Below are 25225 nucleotides of genomic sequence, written 5' to 3'. Positions count from 1 at the left end.
AGGTCATTATGTTTAACAACAAGATTGTACTGGTTACGGGCGGCACAGGTTCGATTGGAAGCGAAATTGTACGTAATATTTTGTCGTATAACCCTAAAGCCTTGCGGATTTTTAGCAGGGATGAGAGCAAGCAGTTTGATCTGCAGCAGGAATTAAAAGAGTATACGAATATTCGTTATCTAATCGGTGATATCAGGGACAAGCAAAGACTGAGTTATGCTATGGAGGATGTGGATTATATTTTTCATGCTGCTGCTCTCAAACATGTGCCTGCATGCGAGTATAACCCTATGGAAGCAGTAAAAACGAATGTTATTGGCGTACAAAATCTGATAGAGACGGCTATTGAGCATAATGTAGAAAAAGTAGTAGCCATCAGCACAGATAAAGTGGTAAACCCAACGAATACGATGGGGGCTACGAAGCTGCTATCCGAACGTTTGATTTCTGCCGCCAACTTGTACAAAGGGAGCAAACGTACCATCTTCTCCTGTGTTCGTTTTGGAAATGTTATGGGATCTAGAGGCTCTGTTATTCCTTTATTCCGGGATCAGATTGCTAAAGGGATACCCGTGACGGTCACACATGCAGAGATGACTCGATTTATGATGTCTATTCCTCAGGCCGCTCAATTGGTCATAGATGCAGCGCATTATTCCCAAGGGGGAGAGGTATTTGTACTGAAAATGCCGATTCTCAAAATTACGGATTTGGCCCAATGCTTGATCGATTCGTATGAAGAGGCGGTTGGTAAACCTTATGGTGGAGAAATCATTGAGACCGGAATCCGTCCGGGAGAAAAGCTATATGAGGAGCTCATGACGCTTGAGGAATCGGAAAGAGCGTTGGAGAATGGACAAATGTATATCATTCCTTCGTTATTTCATACCGCAGAGCAAGAATATGAAGGTTTTCAAAAGGCGATTCGCCAAGAATATTCTTCAATGACTGCACCACAGATTTTCCCGAAAGCCATCCGGGAGCTTATTGAACAGAACGGATTGGGCTTTACAAAAGGTATTGTATGATGAGCAATCACAAGTGTTTGGCAATTATTCCTGCGCGGGGTGGATCAAAAGGTTTACCCGGTAAAAACATAAGATTGTTACATGATAAACCGCTCATTCAATATAGCATTGAAGCTGCACTAAATAGTGGTTGTGTGGACGAAGTTATAGTTTCAACGGATTGTAAAGAGATTGCTCGTGTGTCGGGCCAAGCCGGAGCGGCTGTTCCGTTTATAAGGCCCGATGAACTGGCTACCGATGAGGCTAAAAGCATTGATGTATTGAAGCATGCAGTTGAATTTTATGAGCAGACGCAAAATCAATTTTTTGATGTTATTATGCTGCTACAGCCCACATCTCCACTGCGAAATGCTATGGACATTAAAGAAGCATATAAAATATTTTTAGATCATCAGGCTGATTCACTTCAAAGTGTCACTTTGTCTGGAGTGCAACCCTATTTACTAAGGGAAATGGATAACGGACGGCTTACGCCCTACCTGAAAGGTGAAAGGGAGCATTTGAGGAGACAAGATCTCAAAGAACTACATGCTTTAAATGGAGCCATCTATATCGTGAAAAGAGATCTGTTGATAAATGGTGACACTCTGATTGGTCCTAATAATTGTGGCTACATTATGCCTAAAGAAAGATCTGTTGACATAGATGACGAGTTTGATTTAAAAATGGCAGAGCTTTTTTGGAGACAATCCAATCACAAGGAATCCTTGCAGTAGGAGGGAGGAATATAACATGAAAAACCTCTTATCAAATAATGAAAACCACCCTATCTATATTATCGCGGAGGTAGGAGTCAATCATAATGGATCATTGGAGCTGGCATTCGAGTGTATTGACCAAGCGATTTTATGTGGTGCAGATGCGGTGAAATTCCAAACCTTTAAAAGCGAAAAGCTGGTAACCAAGTATGCCCAGAAGGCTAATTACCAGACGGAAAATACCAATTCAGCTGAAAGCCAACTAGATATGTTAAAACAGCTGGAATTGAGCTTTGAGGATTTTGTTCTATTGAAAAAGTACTGTGAGGATAAAGGGATAGATTTCCTTTCCACACCCTTTGATGAAGAAAGTGCTGAGTTTCTGAATTCAATTCATATTGACGCATTCAAGGTTGGATCAGGAGATATGAACAATATCCCCTTTCTTCAGAAACTTGATAGCTATGGGCGTCCGATTATTCTATCGACCGGGATGTCTAATTTGGATGAAATTGGAGAATCGTTACAAGCATTTAAAAAAAGTGAAGTACTATTGCTACACTGTACTTCCGACTATCCGGCATCTTTGGAAGATGTAAATCTGCTGGCCATGAAGACAATATCTACAGCTTTTAATAAGGTCACAGGTTACTCAGATCATACGGCTGGGATTGAGATCGCTATAGCGGCTTCAGCACTGGGAGCTAGAATTATTGAAAAGCATTTTACATTGGATCGAAATCTTCCAGGTCCTGACCATAAGGCTTCACTGGAGCCTGCTGACTTTTCAAAGATGGTTCTTGCGATTCGAAATGTGGAGCAGGCTTTAGGGGATGGTGTTAAAAGATGTATGCCTTCCGAGGAAAGCACCAGATCCGTTGCAAGAAAAAGTATTGTGATGGCAACATCTAAAAAAACAGGCCAGTTGCTAACACTAGAAGATCTAGTTATCAAGCGTCCGGGCACTGGAATAGAGCCTAAATATTTTGATGACTTGGTTGGTAAGCAGCTTTTAAAGGATGTACATGAAGACTATTTGTTATCATGGGATGATGTGCAATGAAAAAAGTATTGGTGATTACCGGAACACGAGCTGATTACGGGATATATTACCCGGTTTTGCGGGCTCTTGAGGAAGAACATGCTCTGGAGCTCCACCTGTTGGTTACAGGAATGCATTTATCTCCACAGCATGGGTATACATTAGACGCTATCCAAAAGGACGGATTTCGTGTATCTGCTAAGGTAGACTGTCTGCTGCAAGGATCTACTCATGCTAATATGTCTCGCTCTATTGGAATAGCAATCATGGGCATGACACAAGCCGTAGAAGCTTTGGAACCAGATTTTATTGTTGTATTAGGAGATCGGGGAGAAATGCTTGCAGCTGCGATTGTGTCCTCTCACATGAACATTCCGCTTGTTCATTTGCATGGTGGAGAAGTCTCCGGCACGATTGATGAGTCTGTACGGCATGCGATTAGTAAGTTGGCCCACATTCACTTTGTGTCTACAAATGGAAGCAGAGAGCGCCTAATTAGGCTTGGCGAAGAACCTTGGAGAATTCATGTAGTCGGTGCTCCGAGAATTGAAACGATGATGAACACTTCCCTGCCTGAGCTAGAGAGGACGAAACGTAAATACGATCTGAATATAGATAAAGATTATGTGCTGTTTGCTTATCATCCTGTCACCACGGAAGAAGCGGATATGCACATCCTTGGTAAGATGATGGAAGTTCTCTTGGCTGGGGAGAATGAGGTAATTTGTGTGATGCCCAATTCGGATGCTGGAGCTGATGCGATCGTTGATGTATATAATCGGTTTTCTGCAAGAAAAGGGATGCATCTTATAACCAGTTTTGAGCAACTTGATTATCTGACGATGTTGAAAAATGCAAAAATATTAATTGGAAATTCTTCATCGGGGATTATTGAGGCAGCCTCCTTTCATGTTCCAGTCATTAATATTGGAACTCGTCAGACAGGCAGAGAGCGTTCTGTGAACACAATAGATATTGCAGCTGACGAGCTCGAATTGACTTCTGCAATAGAGTACGCAATGTCTGAGCCTTTCCAACAAATTGTTAAAGCAGCCGACAATATTTACAGTAGAGATAACACCAGCTCTCGCATCGTAGATATATTGAACCGAACATCCAAGTCAGAGCAGCTTATTCAAAAGACAATTACCTATTAAGGAGGATCGGCCTTGAGCTATATTGTTTTTGGAGCAGGAGGGCATGCCAAGGTTATCGTGGATATTTTACGGTCCTGTGGTGAAGAAATCATTGGTATTCTGGATGACCATTGTAAAGAAGAAGCATGGAACGGATTGCCGATCTTGGGGGGCCGTAATCAGATTGCTCAACTATTATCTCTGTATCCAGAGGCGCTGTTCGTTGTGGCAATCGGAGATAATACAACCAGAAGGAAGATTGTAAGTCAATTAAAAGTTGCTTCAGTCCAATTTGGTACTGCTGTTCACCCAAGCGCTGTAGTCGCACCCAGCGCATTCATTGGGGAGGGGACGGTTGTCATGCCTAATACTGTAATTAACGCTGACGCGTTTGTTGGAGAGCATGTCATTGTTAATACGGCGGCTACTATAGATCATGATTGCCGAATAGAAGACTTCGTGCATATTTCCCCAGGTGTACATATGGCAGGTGGAGTTCAGATCGGGTGCTGTGCTCATATCGGAATAGGTACAAGTCTTATACCTGGTATTCGTGTAGGGTGCGATACCATCGTTGGTGCCGGTTCATGTGTCATCCGCGATTTGCCAGAGAACGTCATAGCTGTGGGTTGTCCGGCCAAAGTAATAAAAAACCTATAAGGATAAGGAATGAAACAAAATGTCCAATAGAGATAGAATTTATTTATCTTCACCGCATATGGGCGGGCTTGAACAACAATATATCGCAGAGGCCTTTGAAACGAATTGGATTGCTCCACTAGGTAAAAATGTAGACGCTTTTGAATCAGAGGTGGCAAATTACTTAGGATGTGGAGGCGCAGTTGCCCTAAGTTCTGGAACAGCAGCAATTCACTTGTCTTTGATATTGCTTGGTGTGGAGAAGGATGATATTGTTTTTTGTTCTTCTCTTACCTTTGTTGCCAGTGCTAATCCGATCTTATATCAAGGTGCAATTCCTGTCTTTATCGATTCGGAACCAGACAGTTGGAATATGTCCCCTGAGGCACTAGAGCGAGCATTCAAGACTTATGCAGATAAGGGGAAAAAACCTAAAGCTGTAGTTATAGTCAATTTGTATGGGCAGAGTGCAGACTACGATCGGTTGAAAAAAATATGTGATTATTACGAGGTGCCAATTGTAGAAGATGCTGCGGAATCACTCGGAGCAACTTACGGCAATCAGATGAGTGGAACGCTTGGGAAATTCGGTATCCTTTCATTTAACGGAAATAAGATTATTACTACTTCCGGCGGAGGTATGCTGGTTTCAGATGATTTAGAAGCACTGAGCAAAGCACGCTTTTATTCAACACAAGCAAGAGATAAGGCGATTTATTATCAACATAGTGCGTTGGGTTATAATTATCGTTTAAGCAATGTACTTGCAGGGATTGGTAGAGGACAATTAAAAGTTCTAGAAGATAGAATTTCGCAAAAAAGAGATATTTTTGGCTTGTATCACAAAATGCTATCAGAAATAGATGGCATATATTTTATGCCTGAGACGGGCTCTGGTAAATCCACACGATGGTTAACTGCTATGCAGATTGATTCAACGAAAGTAGGAATTGATGTACATGAAATAGTTCGTTTTTTAGAGAAGTTAAATATTGAATCACGTCCAGTATGGAAGCCATTGCACTTACAGCCGTTGTTTGTGGAAACAGACTATTTTACACATGAAGCGGGAAGGGATATCAGTCGAGAGTTGTTTTCAAACGGAATTTGTCTCCCATCTGATACGAATATGACTCAAGAAAATCAAAAGTTTGTTATTGAACAGTTGAAAAAAAATTTCTAAGGTATGTTTCAGAAAATTATATTACTAAATAAAATATAGAAATTTTAGGGGATTTTTTTAATGAGAAGAAAGCCGATTCAGCAACGCATAGAGAAATTGAAAAATATAAACCATACTATTAGAGTTTCTTTTGATAACAATAATCCATCAACATTGGAGGAAGGCATTAATAAATATATTGAGATTACAGAAGATGCGAACCTAGTCTCGATTAAGAGCAACTACTTTTTCCAAAAAGGCGATTATGAGCAAGCTACGAAAATTTTAGAAGAAGGAATTAAGCTATATCCATTTAATTTTGATATTAACTTAAATCTTGGTATTGTTTATGAAATGCGTAATTTTTTTACTGACAGTTTTCATAGGTATCTCCGTGCATTCAAATATGCTAGTACGGTAGAAAAACAGGAATTAGCTGAGACGTATATTAATCGAATGAATCTTTTATTGATGGAAACTTATCAGACTCATCAGGCTGAATTGTTTCAAATTATTGAGGAGGGCAAGAGATTTTTAGGAGAAACAGACTATCGATTATTTCCCATTGACCATAACCGTCTAAGCACGATTCGTCGACCTCAGGCAACCGGAACCTCAGATGAATATATGACCAATTTTTACAAATCATATAATGATGCTGATATTGACGAAATTAATAGACACTATCATATGACAGAAACTTTAAAGGGCCGGATATGTAACTCTGAACAACAAATAGCATTAGAAGGTCAAACATTACTGCCTGTTTCCCCGCTAGAGGAAGACACGATGCTTAACTTTAATTTGAACGGCAAGGATTATCCTTTTTCAAGTAAAGATCTTCCTTATAATCAATATAATTATTTACGGTTTAATGAAAGTGGCTTATTAAAGATAACGATGAATAAACCTATATTTATAGGAACACCGATCCCGTTACAAAAAGTAGCGAAGAAAAAACGATTAATCTTCAACATTTTTGTTGATGGGCTTTCGTTTGATTTTATACAAAAACATGATTTTAAATCGATTATGCCCTATACACATGCCTATTTTCAAAAGGGGTTCACTTCTACCAGTTGCTATGCAACAAGTGAATGGACATTTCCAAGTGTAGCTAGTATGTTTACTGGGAAGTATACAACCAGTCACGGCTTATTCCACCCTGACTTTAATCATGCATTTGCCGAAAATAATAAAATGATGCAAGAGCACTTTAAAGAGGCTGGATATCTTACCTCACAAATCGGAGGAGATTGGAGAGTGACACCTGCACACGGGTATCATAAAGGTTTTGATCGTATTCTATATCAAAATTTTATGGGCGGGATGGATTGCAAACAGGTTATTACAGAATCAATAGAGCATTTGGAGACGTTTAAGGAAAGAAATAACTTTGTATGGATATCTTTGGCGGATGTACATCACGTGCCAGATGAGATAGATTGTAATCTCATGACACAAGCACAAACTGACATCAGTAAGCGTGTCAAGATAAATAAAAAGGGTAGTACTACCGTTCTGACTCCTTATGATATCAACAAACATGAGAAGTATATTCTTGAAATTAAACGAATCGATTTTTACTTGAACCTTCTTTATACCTATTTTGATCAGCATTTTCAGAATGAAGAGATCCTGGTTCTGTTTCATTCCGATCATGGTCAATCATTCTTAGAAGATGAACCTTTTCTCCTTCATGAAAGTAGACGTAAAGTTCCTTTTATGATCAGAGGTGGGGATGTCCCAGTGGGAGAATCTGACGAATTTATGGAACTGATTGATATACTGCCGACGCTACTTCACTACAGTGATCTGTCTGCTCCTGAAGATATTGATGGTCACCTCCCTGCATCTTTAGGGGGCGAGGAAGCCCGCAAGTTTGCGTTTACAGAAGCTATACATCCTAATCAAACTTATAAAGCTGCAATCACGGATGAAACTCATATTTTTAGGTTTGAAAACGGACAACCTATTCAGAATGATGGGCTGGTAGATTTAAATGAGTATAAGGTTCAATTGATCAATAAAGAAACTAGTAGCAATGAGACTGATGTGTTCCCGGACAAAGTTGATCACTATGAGGAAGTTGTATGGAAACATATTCGTAAACACATAATAATTAGTTAATAGATTTTAAAATACAAACTTATAACAAGTAAAAGGATGAAAGATTATAATGAAAAAAACAAAGTTGCTCAAACAAATGATTACAAGCTCCAAACTTGATTTCATTATGGAAGCTCATAATGGGATATCAGCAAAAATTGTGGAGGAAGCAGGTTTTCAAGGAATCTGGGGTAGTGGACTTACGATCTCTGCTTCTCTGGGTGTTCGTGATAATAACGAAGCATCTTGGACACAAATCCTCGATGTTATGGAATTTATGAACGATGCGACGAGGCTGCCTATACTGCTAGATGGAGATACCGGTTACGGTAACTTCAACAATATGAGAAGATTGGTCAGAAAACTTGAACAGCGTGGTGTGGCTGGTGTATGCATTGAGGATAAACTGTTTCCTAAGACAAATTCTTTCATATCTGGAGAAACACAACCGCTTGCGGATATGGATGAATTCTGCGGTAAGATACAAGCTGCCAAGGAAACGCAAAGTGACGATGACTTCTGTGTAGTTGCGCGTTTGGAATCCTTTATTGCTGGATGGGGGCTGGACGAAGCTTTACGCCGAGCGGAAGCATACAGATTGGCGGGAGCGGACGCCATCCTGGTTCATAGTAAAAAAGCTGACAGTTCTGATATCGAGGCTTTCATGCGAGAGTGGGGTAATCGTCATCCAGTTGTGATTGTGCCTACTAAATATTATTCTACGCCTTCCGATCGGTTCAGGGAACTTGGAATTAACATGGTTATTTGGGCGAATCATACTTTACGGTCAGCTATCCATTCTATGCAACAGACAGTGCGACAGATTTACAAAGATCAATCTTTGATTAACGTAGAAGGTAAAATTACAACTGTGTCTGAAATTTTTAAGTTACAGGGTGCGGATGAACTGAAAGAAGCGGAGAAAAAATACCTGCCTACATCCGGAAAAAATGTAAATGCGCTCATTCTTGCGGCGAGTCAAGGAAACTTGGGAGAACTCACAAGAGAAATTCCTAAAACACTGCTGAAAGTTAGCGGGAAGCCGATCCTGAGCATGCAAGTGGATGATCTGAACAAGGTTGGTATAAAGGATATTTCAGTCGTACGCGGATTTGCAAAAGAGAACGTGAAGCTGAATAATATTTCGACTATTGACAATGATCAATTTGCTTCAACCCAAGAACTGTACTCTCTTTATCTGGCCAAAGATAAGATTGGTAGTGATACTACGGTGATTAGCTATGGAGATATTATTTATAAGAATTACATACTTAATGATCTTCTTAACGATACAAACGATATTACAATTGTGGTCGATGCGGATGCTGAAGTTTCTGAAAACAATCAAGATCTTGTTGTGACTGAAAAACCTTATTCCAAAAACTTGTACTCTAGCGCTGTTAAGCTAGTAAGTGTAAGTAAATCCGGTGTTGAACAAAAATTCAATGGTGAGTTTATCGGGCTTTGGAAGGTATCCGCACAAGGAGCAGATATAGTAAAAACAGTGCTGGAACGCTTATCTAAAGAAAAAGACTTTCATACTCTTACTCTGACCGATCTATTTAATGAACTAGTTAAGATACATTCTGTTGCAGTGAGATTTATTAAAGGAGATTGGCTGGACGTGGACACGATTGTCGATCTTCAAAAAGCAGGTGAAATGCTGTGATAGATACAAAGTTGTTCGGGAAAGAGATGAAATCATTGGGGTACGACTTCTTTACTGGAGTACCGTGCTCTTTTTTGAAGGATCTGATTAACTATTCAATTAATGAGTGTGATTATGTAGGGGCTGCCAATGAAGGAGATGCAGTTGCAATAGCTAGTGGAGCCTATCTGGGGGGGCGTAAGTCTGTTGTTTTGATGCAGAACTCGGGTCTTACGAATGCCGTTTCTCCACTAACCTCCTTAAATTATACTTTCAAGTTGCCTGTTCTAGGGTTTGTCAGTTTGCGTGGTGAAGCAGGTGTCGCTGATGAACCTCAGCATGAGTTGATGGGACAGATAACAACACAACTTTTGGATTTGATGCAAGTGAAGTGGAGCTATCTTTCGAAAGATTTTGAAGAAGCTAGCAAACAATTGCATGAAGCTGATCGTTGGATTTCAAAAAATCAGCCCTTCTTTTTCGTAGTTAAGAAGGGAACCTTCAGTAAAGAGGTACTTCAAGTATCTGATGTAACAACGATCCGACACAATGTCTTGGAGGTGCAGGGGAGCATTAAGAAGCACCCTGAAAACAGGGCATCCAGATATCAAGCGTTAGAAGCCTTGAAACGCTGCAATGATCCAAAAACAGTATATCTGGCTACTACTGGATATACTGGAAGGGAACTGTACGAGGTTGAGGATTCCGAGCAAAATCTATATATGGTAGGTTCTATGGGGTGTGTGAGCTCGTTAGGGCTTGGGCTTGCTTTAAGTAGCTCCGAGTTGAACGTAATTGCTATTGATGGTGATGGTGCTTTAATCATGAGAATGGGGAATCTAGCTACTAATGGGCGTTATGGTCCAGGTAATCTGCTCCATTTGCTTTTGGATAACCAGTGTCATGATTCGACCGGTGGACAAGAAACAGTTTCAGCAAATATTGATTTTCCAGCTTTAGCAGCGGGTTGTGGCTATAAAAGAGTAAAGCGTGTAGAGGATACGGATCAACTTATTGAATTTATAGAAGAATGGAAGTCACAACCTGAACTCACATTTTTGTACATGCCGATCTTAGGGGGGGCAAAAGATGATCTCAGCCGTCCCAATGTTAAACCTCATGAAGTCAAAGAGAGATTGGTGGAGTTCATCCATGGATAATTGGAGAAATATTTGGTCACGTACTCGGCAGCTTCCGAATGCTGATCCAAACCTGCAGTTTTTAATCGATGCGGACGGTTTTAATTCCGGAGCGGGAAAAATCAGTGAGGAAGCTTGGTTTACTTACGTGAGGCATGCGGCTAGCCTTATGAAGATTCAGCCAGATGACTCATTGTTTGAAATAGGCTGTGGTAGCGGTGCTTTTTTGTATCCATTCTATAAGAATGGACACCGAGTAAGTGGTGTTGATTATTCTCCTTCTCTCATTGGAATTGCAGGTTTTGTTATGCCGGAGATGGACTTTAGTGTACAGGAAGCTGCTCATGTAGATTCCACACGTCGATTTGACATTGTCTTGGCTAATAGTGTTTTTCAATACTTTCCAAACCTAGAATATGCGGAAGAAGTGCTTCGGATCATGTGGGAGAAAACAAATAAAATGCTAGTTCTACTTGATTTGAATGATATCCAGTTCGCAGATGAAGCGTTAAGAATTCGGAAAGGATCGCTATCTTTAGGTGAGTATGAGAAGAAATATGCCGGTTTGGAACATCTTTTTTATGAACGGAACTTCGCTGAGAAAGCACTTAAGGGCAAAAGGTTTACAATAAATACTTCTAATCAGCAAATCAATAACTATGGTAACAACAAATTCCGGTTTAACGTGGTGATCGAAAAATGGTAAATACAGCAGTTATTCTGGCAGCTGGACTGGGTAGCCGATTAAAAGAACGTACGGCACATAAGCCAAAGGGCTTCCTAGAGATCGACGATTTGTCTATTATAGAACGCTCGATTCTTCAATTAATTAAGAGTGGTATTGAACATATCTGGATTGGAACCGGTTATTTAGCACAGGAGTATGAACGATTAGCAAGGAAGTACCCTGAAGTGCAATGCGTGCATAACAATCGCTATAAAGACAGTGGGAGCATGTACACCCTGTATAACATGCGGGATTCTGTACATGAGGACTTTCTACTATTAGAGTCTGATCTACTCTACGACATAGCGGGTCTGAAAAATCTGCTGGCGGATACGCGTAGTGATGTAATTCTATCGAGCGGCGCGACTCACTCTAATGATGAAGTTTATATAGAGATGGATGGAGAAGGTCACCTCATTGCGATGTCCAAGCAGATTGAACTTTTAGGCCGAGTGGATGCTGAACTTGTAGGGATATCCAAGGTGTCTTTGGATACGTATCAGCGAATGTGCCGACTGGTAGAAGCTGACTTTCATAATCACTTGAAATGGGATTATGAACAGGCATTGGTTGAGGTAGGTAAAGGAAAACTAATTTCTGTAAAAAAAATCGAAAAATTTATTTGGTGCGAAATTGATACAGAAGAACATTTACAGCGTGCCAGAGAAGTGATCTATCCGAAATTAAAGCAACCAGCAGCACATTTATTATTACCCATCAAAAGAAATATTCTACTTAATCCTGGACCAGCAACAACAACCGATACTGTAAAGCTAGCGCAAATTGTGCCAGATATTTGTCCGAGAGAACAGGAATTTGGAGATCTAATGGAGTGGATAGCTGAACAGCTTACTTTATTCGTTGCGCCAAAGAGTGAGTATGATACTGCTCTATTTTCAGGGTCGGGCACGGCTGCAGTAGAGTCGGTTATTAGTTCAGTGATCGGGGAAGGCAAATTGCTAATTCTCAGTAATGGAGCTTATGGAGAGCGAATGGCTGAGATTGCACAAGTCTATCATGTTGATCACGAAGTTTTGGAGAGCTCATCTATGCTACCGTTATCCCTGGATGCTGTTGAAACAGCGATTATAAGGAATAAAAATAAGCTTACTCATGTAGCGGTTGTTCATAATGAAACGACTAGCGGTATTTTAAACGATATTGATGCTATCGGAAAGTTGTGCGCTCTGCATGAAGTAGATCTGATTGTCGACGCGATGAGTTCGTATGGGGCAATACCGATTAATATGAAAGCGAGTAAGGTTTCTTTTCTTATATCGAGTTCAAATAAGAACTTGCAGGGAATGGCAGGAATTAGCTTTATCGTCGCATATAAAGAAAAACTCCAAAAGATTAAAGATTATAGTCCAAAATCATATTATCTGGATTTGTATAAGCAATATGAGCATTTCCAGCGTACCCGTCAGCTGCGATTTACGCCACCAGTTCAAACGTTTTATGCACTAGAACAAGCAATTATTGAGACGCAAAATGAGGGGATTGAACAGCGTTATAAACGCTATACAGAGTCGTGGCAGACCTTGATTAAAGGATTGGATCGCCTTCAGCTTCAGTATTTGGTACCAATACAGCATCATTCTAGAATTATTACCTCCATTAAGGAGCCAGCATCTAGGAACTACGAATTCGGTGCTATGCACGACTATTTGTACAACAATGGTTTTACAATTTATCCGGGTAAAATCGGTCAAACTACTTCTTTCAGAGTGGCTAATATAGGGGCAATTACTTACCAAGATATCGAACGATTCTTGAAGTCCATGGAAGAGTATCTGTCTTTGTAACAAATTAAACCTATTTAAAAAACTTAAGTTTGTAACTTTTTGGAAATATATCAATTATTTATTAATGGTGTTGCTGCAATCAGTCCAAATAGTGTAAACAGAGCCTATCTCAATTTTATTGGGACAAGGTTCTGCTTTTATTGTGAGATAAAGTTACAGTTGTAGTAACAGTTAATCGCCAAATATCAGACTATATAGACTGATTTTCGATTTTCCAGTGTCCAGATAACGTATTTTTTTGATTTTAAACCTTTTCTGTTTATGGACGCTATACTTCAAGAAGTTGTAATGAATTAGAGGTTCGTATAAAAAAATCTCTGAAAACAATTAGATTTCAATGACATAGATGGAGACCGGAGTCTTTTATATGATCTAGATGAAAAGAGAGTAAAAAAGAAACAACAAAAATTTTCAATGTTTTTTCCCTAGGAGTTTCAAACATTCACAAAGAGTTTACTATACTTGTATAGTAAACTCTTTGCTTAATATACCATTTCAATCTATAGAAATAGATTGCTTTGTAAAATTGGAATAACTATGAATGAAAACATTATCAATTCCAATTGACAATGGATAACTTTGGGTGGTATAGTCGGAAATGTGGGCGAGAGCTTCACTTCATTTGATGACGAAGGGAATGTTAGTGCATGCAAGGTAAAGTAAAATGGTTTAACGCAGAAAAAGGTTATGGTTTCATTGAAACGTCTGACGGCGGCGACGTATTTGTACATTTTTCCGCAATTCAAACAGAAGGCTTCAAAACACTTGAAGAAGGACAAGACGTGGAGTTCGACATTGTCGAAGGCGCACGTGGACCACAAGCCGCTAACGTAACCAAATTATAATCATCCCCGGCATAGCCGACCTACATAATTGGTAAGATGGTTAGCAATGGATAACGCGCTAGCAACTGCCCTGGAAAATATTCCAGGGCTTTTTTATGTTTTCTAATTACATAAAAAAGCCCCTTACCCAGTGGTAAGAAGCTCGACACAATAGAACATTTACTCTAGAGAACCATCAAAGTCAGCCATCTCCACAAAAATGGTATTGGAGGAGGCAGATTGTTTCTCTACGCTTCCGTCTGGATAGCGGAATTGATAGCGCAGGATGACCTGGGCGATCAGATACGCGCGGAGCGCAGATTCGATGTCGAAAGAAAAGACGATAACGGCTTTGTGGTCTGGGTCAAGCCGACCTAACGGAATACCTTGGAGCAGGTTAGGATGCGGAAGCGGCACAGAATTCACGGTGACAGTTCGCAACAAAATGAAATCTTCGGCTGCAAATGGTGCAGTGAGCAAGAGTTCTTCCAGCGGAGTATTGCCGATGTTTTCCACATGGACGGTGAAGGACAGGGTATCTTCTTGCCCGACACGCAAAGCGCTGGAGCTAAGTGTAAGTTTAGGGATGGCTGCAATAACGGTCACGCCGACGGTGTTGGTTTGGGTTGTTTCCTGGATGGTCTCTCCTCCACTACGACGTGAGGTATATTCGATGGTGGCTTGGTTGCTGAATGTTCCCTCTGTTGGTGCTTCACGAATTTGTGCCTGGAGCGTAAGGGTGAGCGTCTCCCCTGGTGCAATATCCGGAAGCGTGATACCTGCGGCGGGATTAGCGCCTGGCTGTGCTTTTTCTTGGATAGTTAGGCTGTTGGGTACATAAATGAGTCCATGCGGCAACGGGTCTGTGAACAGCGGATACTGTGCTGGAATTCCTCCTTTGTTTGTAATCTGAATGGTGAAGGTGAGTATGTCTCCTACAGAGGCATCCGTGGTATTCACTTTTTTAACTAATTCGAGCAGTGGGAATACAACTGGGATGGTAACGGTATTCGTAGTCAATGTCCCTGATACGACTCTTCCTCCAGGTAACGTAAACGAGTAGGCAAAGGCAACTTGATTTACGATGTAGCCAGATGGAGGCGTCTCCGATACGGTCACTTGATAAGTCAGTGTCAATGACTGTCCAGGTTCCACAGACCCCAGACTAACACCGACAGCAGGATCGGTTCCCAACAGTGATTGACCGTTCAACTGTATGCTGTCAGGAATCAATAGAGTCCCGGCAGGAATGAAATTTTGCAGTGTAACTTCTGATGTTACGTTGCCAAAGTTGTTGAGCAGTACCGTATAAGTAAGGCTTTCTCCTGCGATGGCCTCCGTATTTTCCGTAGAGATACTTGCGGCAAGCTGTGGATCAAAAACAGTTATAGTCACGGTGTTGCTGGTAACCTCGCTCGCACCCTCATTGCCAGCATAATGGAGCCGTACGCTATTGTTTAGACGTCCTCCGAGAGGCAGAGACTGAACGTTTACGCTGTAGGATACATCCATTGTCTGTCCCGCCTGTAAGCTGCCGATAAATAATGGTTCACCCGGCTTGCTAGAAGCAGGTAGAGAACCGTTAATTTTCAAGCTGTCCGGGTTTATGATGGTTCCAATCGGTACGTAATCGGCTAACACTACATCGGTAATGACTGAGCCTCCATCGTTAACAAGAGTCAGCTGATAAGGCACAGCATCGCTTAATGCGACAGTAGATACTGTTGTGCGTAGCACAGCTGACAAGGCTCCTTTAGCAGTAGGGGCTACTTTAACCGAGATAGAAGGTGAAGCAGTTACCAGATTCGTGCTTCGTCCGTCCGGCAGCTGGTAGGAGTAAGCCAGTGAAGCTTGATTCACCAGTGTGCCAGACTCGGAGGCACGAACGACAAGCGCGGAGAAGGCGGAAGTCGTTTTTTCTCCTGGTGCGATGGTACCTAGGGCAATGCCTTGCCCTGGACTGACCCCATAATGAGGGGTTCCATTAACCGAAACAGAGCCAGCAACAAAAGAAAGCTCCGATGGTAATGAGTCCGTCAACAAGCCAAAGGCACCGATATTTCCAGTATTTTCTGCAATGATGGAATAGGTGATGCTTTGGCCTGGCTGCACGCTCTCCGTGCTGGCTATTTTCGTCAGCTTCACCACAGGCTGGAGTACGGCAATGGTGACAGCATTGGACAAAACGGCACTCGCTTCTTCACTTTTCGTGAGTAACAAGCGCGCCTGATTCGTACGCGGTCCTGGCTGTTCTGTTGCTGTGATACGGACATCAAAGGATATGACAGTCTTGGTATTCGCTTCTAACGGTGGCAAAGATATGCCAGTGCCGGGATCGCTTTCTACCACCGTAGATCCATTAATCTGAACTGAACCTGTAATAAACTCGATGTCCTCTGGCAAAGTATCCAGCAAACGGGCATCTTGCACGGTATTCGTATCCTCGTTGAGGATCACGAGTTCATACGTCAAGGTATCGCCAGTAGTGGCGAAAGGTGAGCTTACGCTTTTACTTAATGTGATGTCTAGCGGTGACACGGCAACCTCAACAATGTTGGATAAATGGAAACCGCCTGCCTCTCGCCCATCTGGTGCATTAAAGCGATAGTCTACCTCAGCCTGATCGACCAGTAATACGGTTGCAGGGATGGAAGATACCAGCACTTGGAAAGTGACGGTTGCCGATTGTTCTGGTGGTATGGCTGGAGTCGGGATGCCGGAAACTGGGCTTGCACCGGGAGCTGCAATGCCGTTAATCGAGACTGTGTTCGGAAGGAATACAGAGCCGTCCGGAATATTGTCACTTACAGTAGTTGAGGCTGCAATGTTACCCGTGTTGGATACGACAATCGTGTAAGTGATGATGTCTCCGACTGTGGCATTATTGGTATTGCTTGTTTTGACTGCTGTCAGGATCGGCTGGAAGACCGGAATGGTTATTACATTAGATGTTGAGCTACCAGTAAATGCCCCGCTAGTAAAGCTAACGGATGCCTGATTGTTTAATTGTGCCGGTGTGGGCAAGAAATCGACTCGAACCTGGAACGTAACAGTAGTAACAGCTCCTGGAGCGAGTGTACCGATGGCAATACCAAATCCAGGATTTCCATCAGGGAAGGAAGTTCCGTTTATGGTAACACTGCCATTTACAAAGGAGCTTCCCGCCGCAATCATATCTGAAACCACTATATTATTGGCTGTACTGATCCCATTGTTGGAGACAGCCAGTGTGTAGGTGATGATATCGCCAATAATGGCGTCGGTAGCCGCCGTTCCTTTGACAATGCTAACGTCTGGTGAGGATACAGAGATACTAACTGAATTGGATACCGCAGATCCGGATACAGTTCTGCCATCTGGTGGTTGGAAAGTGAATGAGCCTGATGCCTGATCGACCAGTACCTGTGGATTAGGCAGTGTATTGATAATGGTTTGGAACGTTACGGATACCGTTCCGCCTGGCAACACGGATCCAACTGGAACGCCAGTTTCGATGGATAATCCAGGTTGCGGACTGCCAGCTATGCTGACACTGTTGGCAAGGAAAGTCGATCCGGCCGGGATGTTATCGCTGATGGTAAGCGCTGCTGCAATATTGCCGCTATTCACGGCTGTAATCGTGTAGGTCAGTGTATCGCCGACGGAGGCGTTAAGAGTGCTGGATGCTTTAGTAATTGCAATTAACGGTTGGAACACAGGTACGATGAGTGGATCGGAAAAGGCAGTCCCAGTGAACGTTCCGCTAGTAAACGTGACGGCTGCAATATCTGTGAGCAGTGGTGGCTGCGGCAAAGACTGGACAGTTGTCTGGAAACTGACAACGAATGTATTTCCAGGTGCGACGTTTCCGATGGCAATTCCAGCAACCGGAGAGGCATTAGGGAAGGCTACTCCGTCGATTAGGACACTGCCCGGAACGAAGGAGGTACCTGCAGGAATTGTATCGGTTACAACAGTATCTGTGACTGAATCCACGCCACTATTCGTGATGCTCAGTGTATATCTGATCGTATCTCCGACTACAGCGGCTGCCAGGCTGGATGTTTTCGTCACCTGAATATTAGGTGCAGACACAGCAACGTTGACTGTATTCGATGTGACAGAACCGCTCAGTACTCTACCGTCAGGTGGTGAGTAGGTAAAGTCCGCTTGCCCTTGGTCGGTCAATATAGGCGGAGTTGGCAGAGACGAGACGATGGTTTGGAAACTCACTGTAATACTGCCTGAAGGGGCCAGTGATCCGAGCGTTATGCCTGTAACTGGCGAAGCTCCCGGGACAAGGATGCCGTTAACGACTACGCTGTTAGGCAGTAGTTCAGAACCTGCGGGGATGTTATCTGACAGCACAGGTATAACGGCAATATTTCCGGTATTAGTTAGCGTCAGGGTATAGACCAATGTTGATCCGATCTGTGTGTTGACGGTATTGACGGTTTTGGTCAGGCCGATGATCGGCTGATAAACAGGCAAGGTAACCGGATCGGATTGCGAAGACGTGGTCAACGCGCCTGAAGTAAAGCTAACGGTCGCTTGATTGGTTATTTGCGGCGGCTGCGGCAGACTAACGACGGAGACCTGGAATGTAACTGCTGCCGAACCACCTACTGCAATGGTGCCTACAGGGATACCGGAGCTTGGTGACGCAGCAGGTACAGAAGTTCCATTTACGGTTACGCTACCCGGAACAAAGCTGGTGCCGGGCGGCAGCTGATCAGATACAACGGCATTGACGACTTGACTGATTCCGTTATTCGTAGCAATCACAGTATACGTAATGGTATCTCCGACTACGGCATCTGTAGCGGATGCTGTTTTGATAACGTCCACATCTGGCGAAGAGACCGAGACGGTCACGGACGGAGATACTGCACTTCCAGTCAGGACACGACCATCTGGAGGCTGATAGCTGTAAGCTGCGGTCGCCTGATTGACCAATGTACCTGATGCGGGCAGTGAGGTAATGACTGCCTGAAAGGTCAGAGTGACGGTCGTAGCTGCACCTATGATACCTAATGGAATCCCAACACTTGGATCTGAGCCAGGTGCGGCGGTGCCATTGATCACTACACTATTAGGGATAAAGGCAGCCCCAGCCGGGATGGGATCACTAAGGACGGTATCTGCACCGATGTTTCCAGAGTTTGTAACGGAGAATGTATAGGTTACAGTATCTCCAACCGTAGCTCTTCCCGTTCCCGCGCTTTTAGTTACAGTGACGATCGGTTGATACACAGGGATGGTAACGGGATTGGATACCGAAAATCCATTAAATGCACCTGAAGTAAAGCTTACGGTCGCCTCATTGGTAATGGACGCTGGCGACGGCAGAGATTGTACGTTAAGCAAAAAGCGAATGGTAGCTCCGCCACCAGCTCCAAGCGTTCCGACAGGAATACCGTTTTGTGGGTTGGCTGTAACAACAGGCGTACCATTAATTGTAACGCTGCCCGGGACAAAGGCGGTTCCAAAAGGAATGGTATCCGTGACGATTACGCTAGTAACAGGATCGAGTCCGTTATTGAACGCAGTTATGACATAGGGGACAGAATCACCCACGACAGCGACAGCCACATCAGCTGCCTTCGTGACTGTTACATTCGGTGACGAGATCGGAATGGATACAGGCAGGGCCGCTCCGCTTCCGCTCAGCGTTCGTCCATCGGGCAATTGGAACGTGTAGCTCACAGTTGCCTGGTTGGTTAGTATGGAGCCAGGTGGTACTGATATGACCACGGCGCTAAACGAGACGGTTACCGTCGCACCTGGGGCGACCGAACCGATATTAATGCCTGTAATCGGGTCTGCTCCGGGAATGGGCGAACCGTTGACCAGTACGCTATTTTGATTCAGACTAAGCGAGCTGGACAACAGATCAAGCACGACCGTTTCTGCGGGCGCGTTGCCGGTATTGGTTACAGTGATGAAAAAGCCAAGTGTATTCCCTACGGTTGCACGATCTGCACTGAGGGTATTGGTCACATTCAAGATTGGCTGAAATACAGGCAGGCTGACCTGATTCGAGGCGGATTGACCTGCGAAAGCCCCGGAATTAAAGGAGACCGTTGCCTGATCCGTTGACAAACCTGACGCTGGCAAGGATGTTACCGTTGCCTGGAAGGTGACCGTTACTGAGCTGGCAGCAGGGATAGTGCCTACGGATACGCCTGTGGCGATGTTGGCTCCCGGTATAGTGACACCATTGACTTGTACGGAGTTAGGTATAAAAGTAGTGCCATCCGCAATCGGGTCGATAAAGACCGTCCCTGTTACGGGTGTAATGCCGCTATTTGCTGCGTTAATGGTATACGTAATGGTATCGCCGAAGGCTACAGAGGTCTGATTGACCGTTTTGGTCACGGTGACATTCGGATTGGATACGGGAATGAACACCGGATTCGATTGTGCGCTTCCATTTAATGTGCGACCGTCAGGTGGCTGGAAGGTGAATGTGGCCGAACCTTGATTTAACAGACCCAGGCCAGCAGGGACAGCGTTAATGACCACTTGAAAGGTAAGGGCGACAGAAGCCCCCGCTGCAATGTTTCCGACCAATACCCCTGATTGGGGATTGGCTCCAGCAACAGGCAGACCGTTCACGGTGACGCTATTCGGTATAAAGGAGGAACCAGATGGAATAGCATCGGTGAATGTGGCGGTCGCTGCTAGATTACCTGTATTTTGAGCAGTGAGTGTATAGACTACGGTGTCGCCTACCGTTGCTTGACTCGTATTTGCAGTTTTAACAAGACTGACAATAGGCTGGTAAACAGGGATGACAACAGTGTTGGAGAGTGATGTGAAATTCAGTGTACCGCTGGTAAAAGAAACTGTAGCCTGATCACTCAGCTGAGGTGGGTCAGGCAGGCTGTTGACAGACACGGAAAAGGTGACGGTTGTTGACGCACCAGCAGCGATGGAACCGATTGGAATCCCCGTTAAGGGGCTGGCTGACGGCAATGTCGTTCCATTTACAATAACCGAGCCAGGAACAAAAGTGGAGCTTGTAGGAATGGTATCGGTTACGCGAACATTTGTTACGGTTTCGATGCCACTATTGGTAGCTGTAATGGTATAGGTTATCGTATCCCCAGGAACGGCATCAGCTACCGAGGCGCTTTTGCTTACCTGTACATTGGGTGACGATACAGGGATTGTGACAATATTGGACGAAACATTGCCGTTAACAATCCGGCCATCCGGCGGTTGAAAGGAAAAGCTGATATTCGCCTGGTCGGTGAGTTGGGGAGGTAAAGGCACGGAAGTAATCACCACCTGAAAAGTTGTTTGAGTTGCGGCTCCAGGTACAATGGAGCCAATAGACAGACCTGCTTCGGGACTGGCACCGGGAATAGGAACACCGTTGACGACCACACTGTTCGGTACCAGTGTTGAGCCTGCGGGAATATTGTCTGTCAATGTGGCAGCAGCAGCAATGTTACCATTGTTGGTCACCGCCACAGAATACGTTACGATATCGCCAACCGTTGCCTGTATGGGATCTACAGTTTTACTGACAGTTAGCACTGGGGCATTGACGGCTACCTTCACCGGGTTAGATACTGATACGCCTGAAAAAGCACCGCTGGTGTAACTGGCACGCGATTGATTGGTGAGCTGCGGAGGACTTGGTAATGGGGAGGATACCATTACCCTGAAAGTGATTGTAGCTCCCCCTCCAGCGGCAATGCTCCCAATTACGATACCTAAAGACGGATCTCCACTGGCTATTGTGGAGCCATTCAGCGTTACGCTACCGGCAGTGAATTGAGAGCCGGCCGGGATAGGATCGGAAACGACCACATTGCTCACGGTCTGGATTCCGTTGTTGAGTACGGTCAGGGTGTATAACACCGAATCACCCGGAATGGCGGTGGAACGGTCTGCAGTCTTCGAAATGGACACATTCGGCGCAGACACAGGAATGGATAACACGTTGGACGATGTGCTATCTGTTCGCACTCGCCCATCGGGCAACGTAAAGGAAATGGCGGCGGTGGCCTGGTCTGTCAGTTGGGATGGTGTTGGAAGGGTAGCCACTACAGTTTGGAATGTCAGTGTGATAGGGCTTTGCGGCGACACGGTTCCGATGAAAACACCTGCTGCTGGACTGGCTCCAGGCTGACTAACGCCATTGATTACCACGCTGTTCTCCATAAATGTGGACCCGGCAGGAATAGCATCTGTCAGCGTTACAGAAGCATTATAGTTGCCGCTGTTCGTGACTAACAATGTGTACAGAATCGTGTCGCCTATCGTAGCTGCTGTTGTATTTGCAGATTTGACCACACTGATACGAGGCTGATAAACCGGCACAGAGACGGTATTTGTCTGGGATGTTCCGGTAAAAGCACCACTGGTGAAGCTGACACTGGCTGTGTTTTGCAGCGGCTGCACGGATGGAACGGCATTGACCAGCACAGCATAGGACACCTGCACGGATGCGCCTGCGCCAATGGTGCCGACTGGAATGCCACTTCTTGGGTCGGCTGTGCTCACAGGTGAACCACCGACGGTTACGCTTCCGGGTACAAATGACACGCTGCCGGGGAGTGGATCGGTAATTACGGTGTTTGTGATGGGGTCAATTCCGTTATTAACGGCGTTCACGCTGTAGGTCAGCGTTTCGCCAACACTAACGGATGTGAATCCCGCAGACTTGGTTACTGCTACGTTGGGAAGAGAAATCGATACGGAAACAATATTGGAGAGAAGCGAGCCCGACAGGGTTCTTCCGTCTTGCAACTGATATGAGTATTGGAGCAGGCCCTGATCGTTTAATCCACCCCCGGGTGGTAGCGAATCCACTGTCGTCCGGAATGAGACTGTAATTTGTGCACCAGGGTTTACGGTGCCTACTGAAATTCCCGTATTAGGATTGGCGCCTGGCACTGAGGACCCGCCGACAATGACGCTTCCGGGAATAAAGGTGGAGCCTGTCGGTACAGTTTCCGTCAAGGTCGTGTTTAATACGGCTGTTCCGGTATTAGCGATGAGAAATGAATAAGTAATCGTCCCGCCAACGCTGGCACGGTTGGAGCTGGCGCTTTTGGTAATCGTCGGCGCTGCAATAACGACAGGTATGGTTACAAGATTGGACAAAGATGATCCGGTAAAGGCCCCGGAAGTGAAGCTGACAGTTGCACGATTGTTGATTTGTGCAGGAGAAGGTAGAGAATTAATGGCTGCCCGAAATACAACCGTAACCGATGCGCCTGGAGCTAAAGTGCCGATCGGAATACCGTTCACAGGTGTAGCAGTCGCAGAAGCAGTTCCGTTCACGGTGACGCTACCAGGTACAAAGGCAACTCCGCTTGGCAGCGGATCGGTAACGACTACATTGGTCACATTGGCGATTCCGTTGTTTGTGGCGGTTATGGTAAATTGAACAGTCTCTCCGACTGCGGCTGCCGCCAGGGAAGAGGCTTTTGTCACGGTCACATTTGGTGAGGATACGGGAATGGTGAGCGTGTTGGACGTCCCGCTTCCGTTCAATATACGTCCGTCAGGCGGTGTGAAGGTATACGTGTAAGCCGCCTGATCGGTCAAATTACCAGAGGCGGGAACCGCGTTGACGAGGGCCTGGAAGGTCACGGGTACAGTAGCACCTGTATTAATCGTTCCTACTGAAAAACCAGTAGCGGGATTGGCAGCAGGCACGGAAGAACCACCAATGGTCACACTGCCCGGTATGAAGGATGATCCGGCGGGAATGCTCTCCGAAAAGCTGAGATTTGCAGCAATGCTGCCCGTGTTGGATATCTGAAACGTGTACGTAATCGTATCTCCAACTGTAGCAGCCGTTGTATTGGCACTTTTAACAATTCCAATAACAGGTTGGTAGATTGGTGTACTGGCAGTGTTGGACGGAACGTTGCCAGAAATGACAGGTCCTCCAGGCACGGTTTGGAAGGAAAAGGATGCCGATGCTTGATTGCCCAGCTGGGTGTTTGCTGGCAATGAAGTGACGGTTGCACGGAATGTAATGGTCACCGTGGAAGCAGGAGCTACACTGCCCACTGTGATACCTGTAGCGGGATTGGCTGTTGGCTGGGCTGTGCCCGCGACAACAACACTGCCGGGTACGAAGGTAGCCCCAGCTGGTATGGTATCGGTAAGTACTGTGTTGGAAGCACTGACGAGCCCCGTATTCGAAATGTTAACCGTATAGGTCACAGTATCGCCAATAACCAAGCCTGTAGAGCTGGCAGTTTTGGTCAGGGTCACCAGTGGAGCATTGATATCAATTTGAATGGCATTGGCATTTACAGTGTAAATGTCACCATTTGTTGTCAGCTGGAGGACACCTGTGGTTTGGCTATTGAGCAGCGTGGAGGAAATATCGACATTGGTAATGTCCCAACCTTGCCGTCCACCCGTGACCTGCGTTCCAGGTGCTCCATTCACGGCATTAGTTGTACCGAAGGTCCCCGTCGTGACCAATGTACCGTCGTCTCCGTTAATTTGGGAAGCGAAAAAATTAGTCGAAAAATTATTAGGCCCAGACAGCGCAGTCAAACTCGATGTGGTAGGTCCAAACAACGCACGGTCACCCGTAATGTCCACGTCACCCTCTTGGGCGCTAATCAGCGCCCTACCACGCAAAGTCCCCTGCACAGGTGTGGCAAAGCCGCTCACCACTACATTGACCGAGCCTGTAGCGGTACTGACCCCTTCACCACCAACACGTAGCGACAGGTTGCGGAAGGGCAGAGACGGGTTATTGTACACCACAGCCAGCGTCCAGCCGGCATGGTTGGTGTTGGTGGAATCGGGAACCGTGATGTTGCCCGTCACATTTCCGACCGTATACGCACCAGCGCCACCTTGAATGACCAGATTTGTGACATTCGCTGTTCTCACATAGGTACTGAGACTAGTGACGTTGACCGATGTTGCAGATTCAGGACTGACCGTAGTAGATAAAGCAGGTGTCTGAAATGTGACAGGGTTGCTGGTGCTGGACAATACATTGGTACTGCCGTTGGCATAACTTCCTCCCCAAATAAGCTCAGCATACAGCACCGTACTGCCCGCAGGGAGCACAAGGAATGCTGTCGATGAGTTACTGGTAAAGGTAGAAGTCGTGCCAAATGGATACGTACCGAAGCGAGAGGCTGTATTAGTTGTGATGAACGCGCCAATGCTGGTCGCTGTTCCCGGCACTCCTACCGAATTAGAGCGTGCCAGCCCAAGTGTATTCCCTATAAAGGTGACAGCCCCCGTCTGGTTCGTTACGTAACGCTGAATAAAAGCCATGGATTAGCTTCC

The 25225-nt window shown here is 44.8% G+C and carries 13 protein-coding genes; 12 read left to right on the top strand and 1 reads right to left on the bottom strand.

Features of this window, described 5'->3' with window-relative positions; translation table 11 throughout:
• The first annotated feature begins 8 nt into the window (after nt 1-8).
• The 12 genes from MKX30_RS16765 (at nt 9) to MKX30_RS16710 (ending at nt 13978) form a co-directional block, all read left to right on the top strand.
• Nucleotides 9-1028 carry a UDP-N-acetylglucosamine 4,6-dehydratase family protein gene (locus MKX30_RS16765; protein ID WP_341063029.1) on the top strand — a complete coding sequence of 340 codons (1020 nt, stop codon included), beginning with the start codon at nt 9-11 and terminating at the stop codon, nt 1026-1028.
• The gene (locus tag MKX30_RS16760; RefSeq protein WP_341063028.1) at nt 1025-1744 is read left to right on the top strand and encodes an acylneuraminate cytidylyltransferase family protein; all 720 of its coding nucleotides are present in this window, start codon (nt 1025-1027) and stop codon (nt 1742-1744) included. Before MKX30_RS16765 ends, MKX30_RS16760 begins: the two co-directional genes overlap by 4 nt.
• A 16-nt stretch (nt 1745-1760) precedes the next feature.
• A complete protein-coding gene (gene neuB / locus MKX30_RS16755) occupies nt 1761-2789 on the top strand; it encodes an N-acetylneuraminate synthase (protein ID WP_341063027.1) in 1029 nt (342 codons plus the stop codon).
• Nucleotides 2786-3925 (top strand): UDP-N-acetylglucosamine 2-epimerase, encoded by a 1140-nt coding sequence (gene neuC, locus MKX30_RS16750; protein ID WP_028542144.1) that lies wholly within the window; start codon nt 2786-2788, stop codon nt 3923-3925. The genes neuB and neuC overlap by 4 nt, the downstream gene beginning before the upstream one ends.
• A gap of 12 nt (nt 3926-3937) precedes the next feature.
• Nucleotides 3938-4564, top strand: a complete 627-nt coding sequence (locus tag MKX30_RS16745; RefSeq protein WP_341063026.1) for an acetyltransferase — start codon at nt 3938-3940, stop codon at nt 4562-4564.
• 19 nt (nt 4565-4583) lie between these two features.
• Nucleotides 4584-5726 carry a DegT/DnrJ/EryC1/StrS family aminotransferase gene (locus tag MKX30_RS16740; protein ID WP_341063025.1) on the top strand — a complete coding sequence of 381 codons (1143 nt, stop codon included), beginning with the start codon at nt 4584-4586 and terminating at the stop codon, nt 5724-5726.
• A gap of 60 nt (nt 5727-5786) precedes the next feature.
• Nucleotides 5787-7835: a sulfatase-like hydrolase/transferase gene (locus MKX30_RS16735; RefSeq protein ID WP_341063024.1), complete on the top strand. Its 2049-nt coding sequence runs from the start codon at nt 5787-5789 to the stop codon at nt 7833-7835.
• 49 nt (nt 7836-7884) lie between these two features.
• Nucleotides 7885-9483, top strand: coding sequence for a phosphoenolpyruvate mutase (aepX, locus tag MKX30_RS16730; protein ID WP_279835400.1), 1599 nt, complete (start codon nt 7885-7887; stop codon nt 9481-9483).
• The gene (gene aepY, locus MKX30_RS16725) at nt 9480-10622 is read left to right on the top strand and encodes a phosphonopyruvate decarboxylase (protein WP_340959063.1); all 1143 of its coding nucleotides are present in this window, start codon (nt 9480-9482) and stop codon (nt 10620-10622) included. The genes aepX and aepY overlap by 4 nt, the downstream gene beginning before the upstream one ends.
• Nucleotides 10615-11307, top strand: a complete 693-nt coding sequence (locus MKX30_RS16720; protein ID WP_340959064.1) for a class I SAM-dependent methyltransferase — start codon at nt 10615-10617, stop codon at nt 11305-11307. Before aepY ends, MKX30_RS16720 begins: the two co-directional genes overlap by 8 nt.
• Nucleotides 11301-13133: a 2-aminoethylphosphonate aminotransferase gene (locus MKX30_RS16715; protein WP_341063023.1), complete on the top strand. Its 1833-nt coding sequence runs from the start codon at nt 11301-11303 to the stop codon at nt 13131-13133. Before MKX30_RS16720 ends, MKX30_RS16715 begins: the two co-directional genes overlap by 7 nt.
• A 647-nt stretch (nt 13134-13780) precedes the next feature.
• Nucleotides 13781-13978, top strand: a complete 198-nt coding sequence (locus MKX30_RS16710) for a cold shock domain-containing protein (RefSeq protein WP_013312263.1) — start codon at nt 13781-13783, stop codon at nt 13976-13978.
• A 159-nt stretch (nt 13979-14137) separates the two neighbouring features.
• Here the strand turns inward: MKX30_RS16710 and MKX30_RS16705 are convergent, their stop codons facing one another.
• Nucleotides 14138-25213 carry a DUF7507 domain-containing protein gene (locus MKX30_RS16705; RefSeq protein ID WP_341063022.1) on the bottom strand — a complete coding sequence of 3692 codons (11076 nt, stop codon included), beginning with the start codon at nt 25211-25213 and terminating at the stop codon, nt 14138-14140.
• Nucleotides 25214-25225: the final 12 nt, after the last annotated feature.

Origin of the sequence: Paenibacillus sp. FSL P2-0173 (genome assembly GCF_038008045.1) — a bacterium.
Taxonomy (GTDB): domain Bacteria; phylum Bacillota; class Bacilli; order Paenibacillales; family Paenibacillaceae; genus Paenibacillus; species Paenibacillus polymyxa_B.
Note: the sequence above shows the minus strand (reverse complement) of the source record. Positions and strands in the feature narration are given on the sequence as shown.

Coding starts and splice junctions, on each gene's coding strand:
- MKX30_RS16740 (WP_341063025.1), top strand. CDS start 4,584: ATGTCCAATAGAGATAGAATTTATTTATCTTCACCGCATATGGGCGGG.
- neuC (WP_028542144.1), top strand. CDS start 2,786: ATGAAAAAAGTATTGGTGATTACCGGAACACGAGCTGATTACGGGATA.
- MKX30_RS16720 (WP_340959064.1), top strand. CDS start 10,615: ATGGATAATTGGAGAAATATTTGGTCACGTACTCGGCAGCTTCCGAAT.
- MKX30_RS16765 (WP_341063029.1), top strand. CDS start 9: ATGTTTAACAACAAGATTGTACTGGTTACGGGCGGCACAGGTTCGATT.
- MKX30_RS16715 (WP_341063023.1), top strand. CDS start 11,301: ATGGTAAATACAGCAGTTATTCTGGCAGCTGGACTGGGTAGCCGATTA.
- MKX30_RS16735 (WP_341063024.1), top strand. CDS start 5,787: ATGAGAAGAAAGCCGATTCAGCAACGCATAGAGAAATTGAAAAATATA.
- neuB (WP_341063027.1), top strand. CDS start 1,761: ATGAAAAACCTCTTATCAAATAATGAAAACCACCCTATCTATATTATC.
- MKX30_RS16705 (WP_341063022.1), bottom strand. CDS start 25,213: ATGGCTTTTATTCAGCGTTACGTAACGAACCAGACGGGGGCTGTCACC.
- MKX30_RS16710 (WP_013312263.1), top strand. CDS start 13,781: ATGCAAGGTAAAGTAAAATGGTTTAACGCAGAAAAAGGTTATGGTTTC.
- MKX30_RS16760 (WP_341063028.1), top strand. CDS start 1,025: ATGATGAGCAATCACAAGTGTTTGGCAATTATTCCTGCGCGGGGTGGA.
- aepX (WP_279835400.1), top strand. CDS start 7,885: ATGAAAAAAACAAAGTTGCTCAAACAAATGATTACAAGCTCCAAACTT.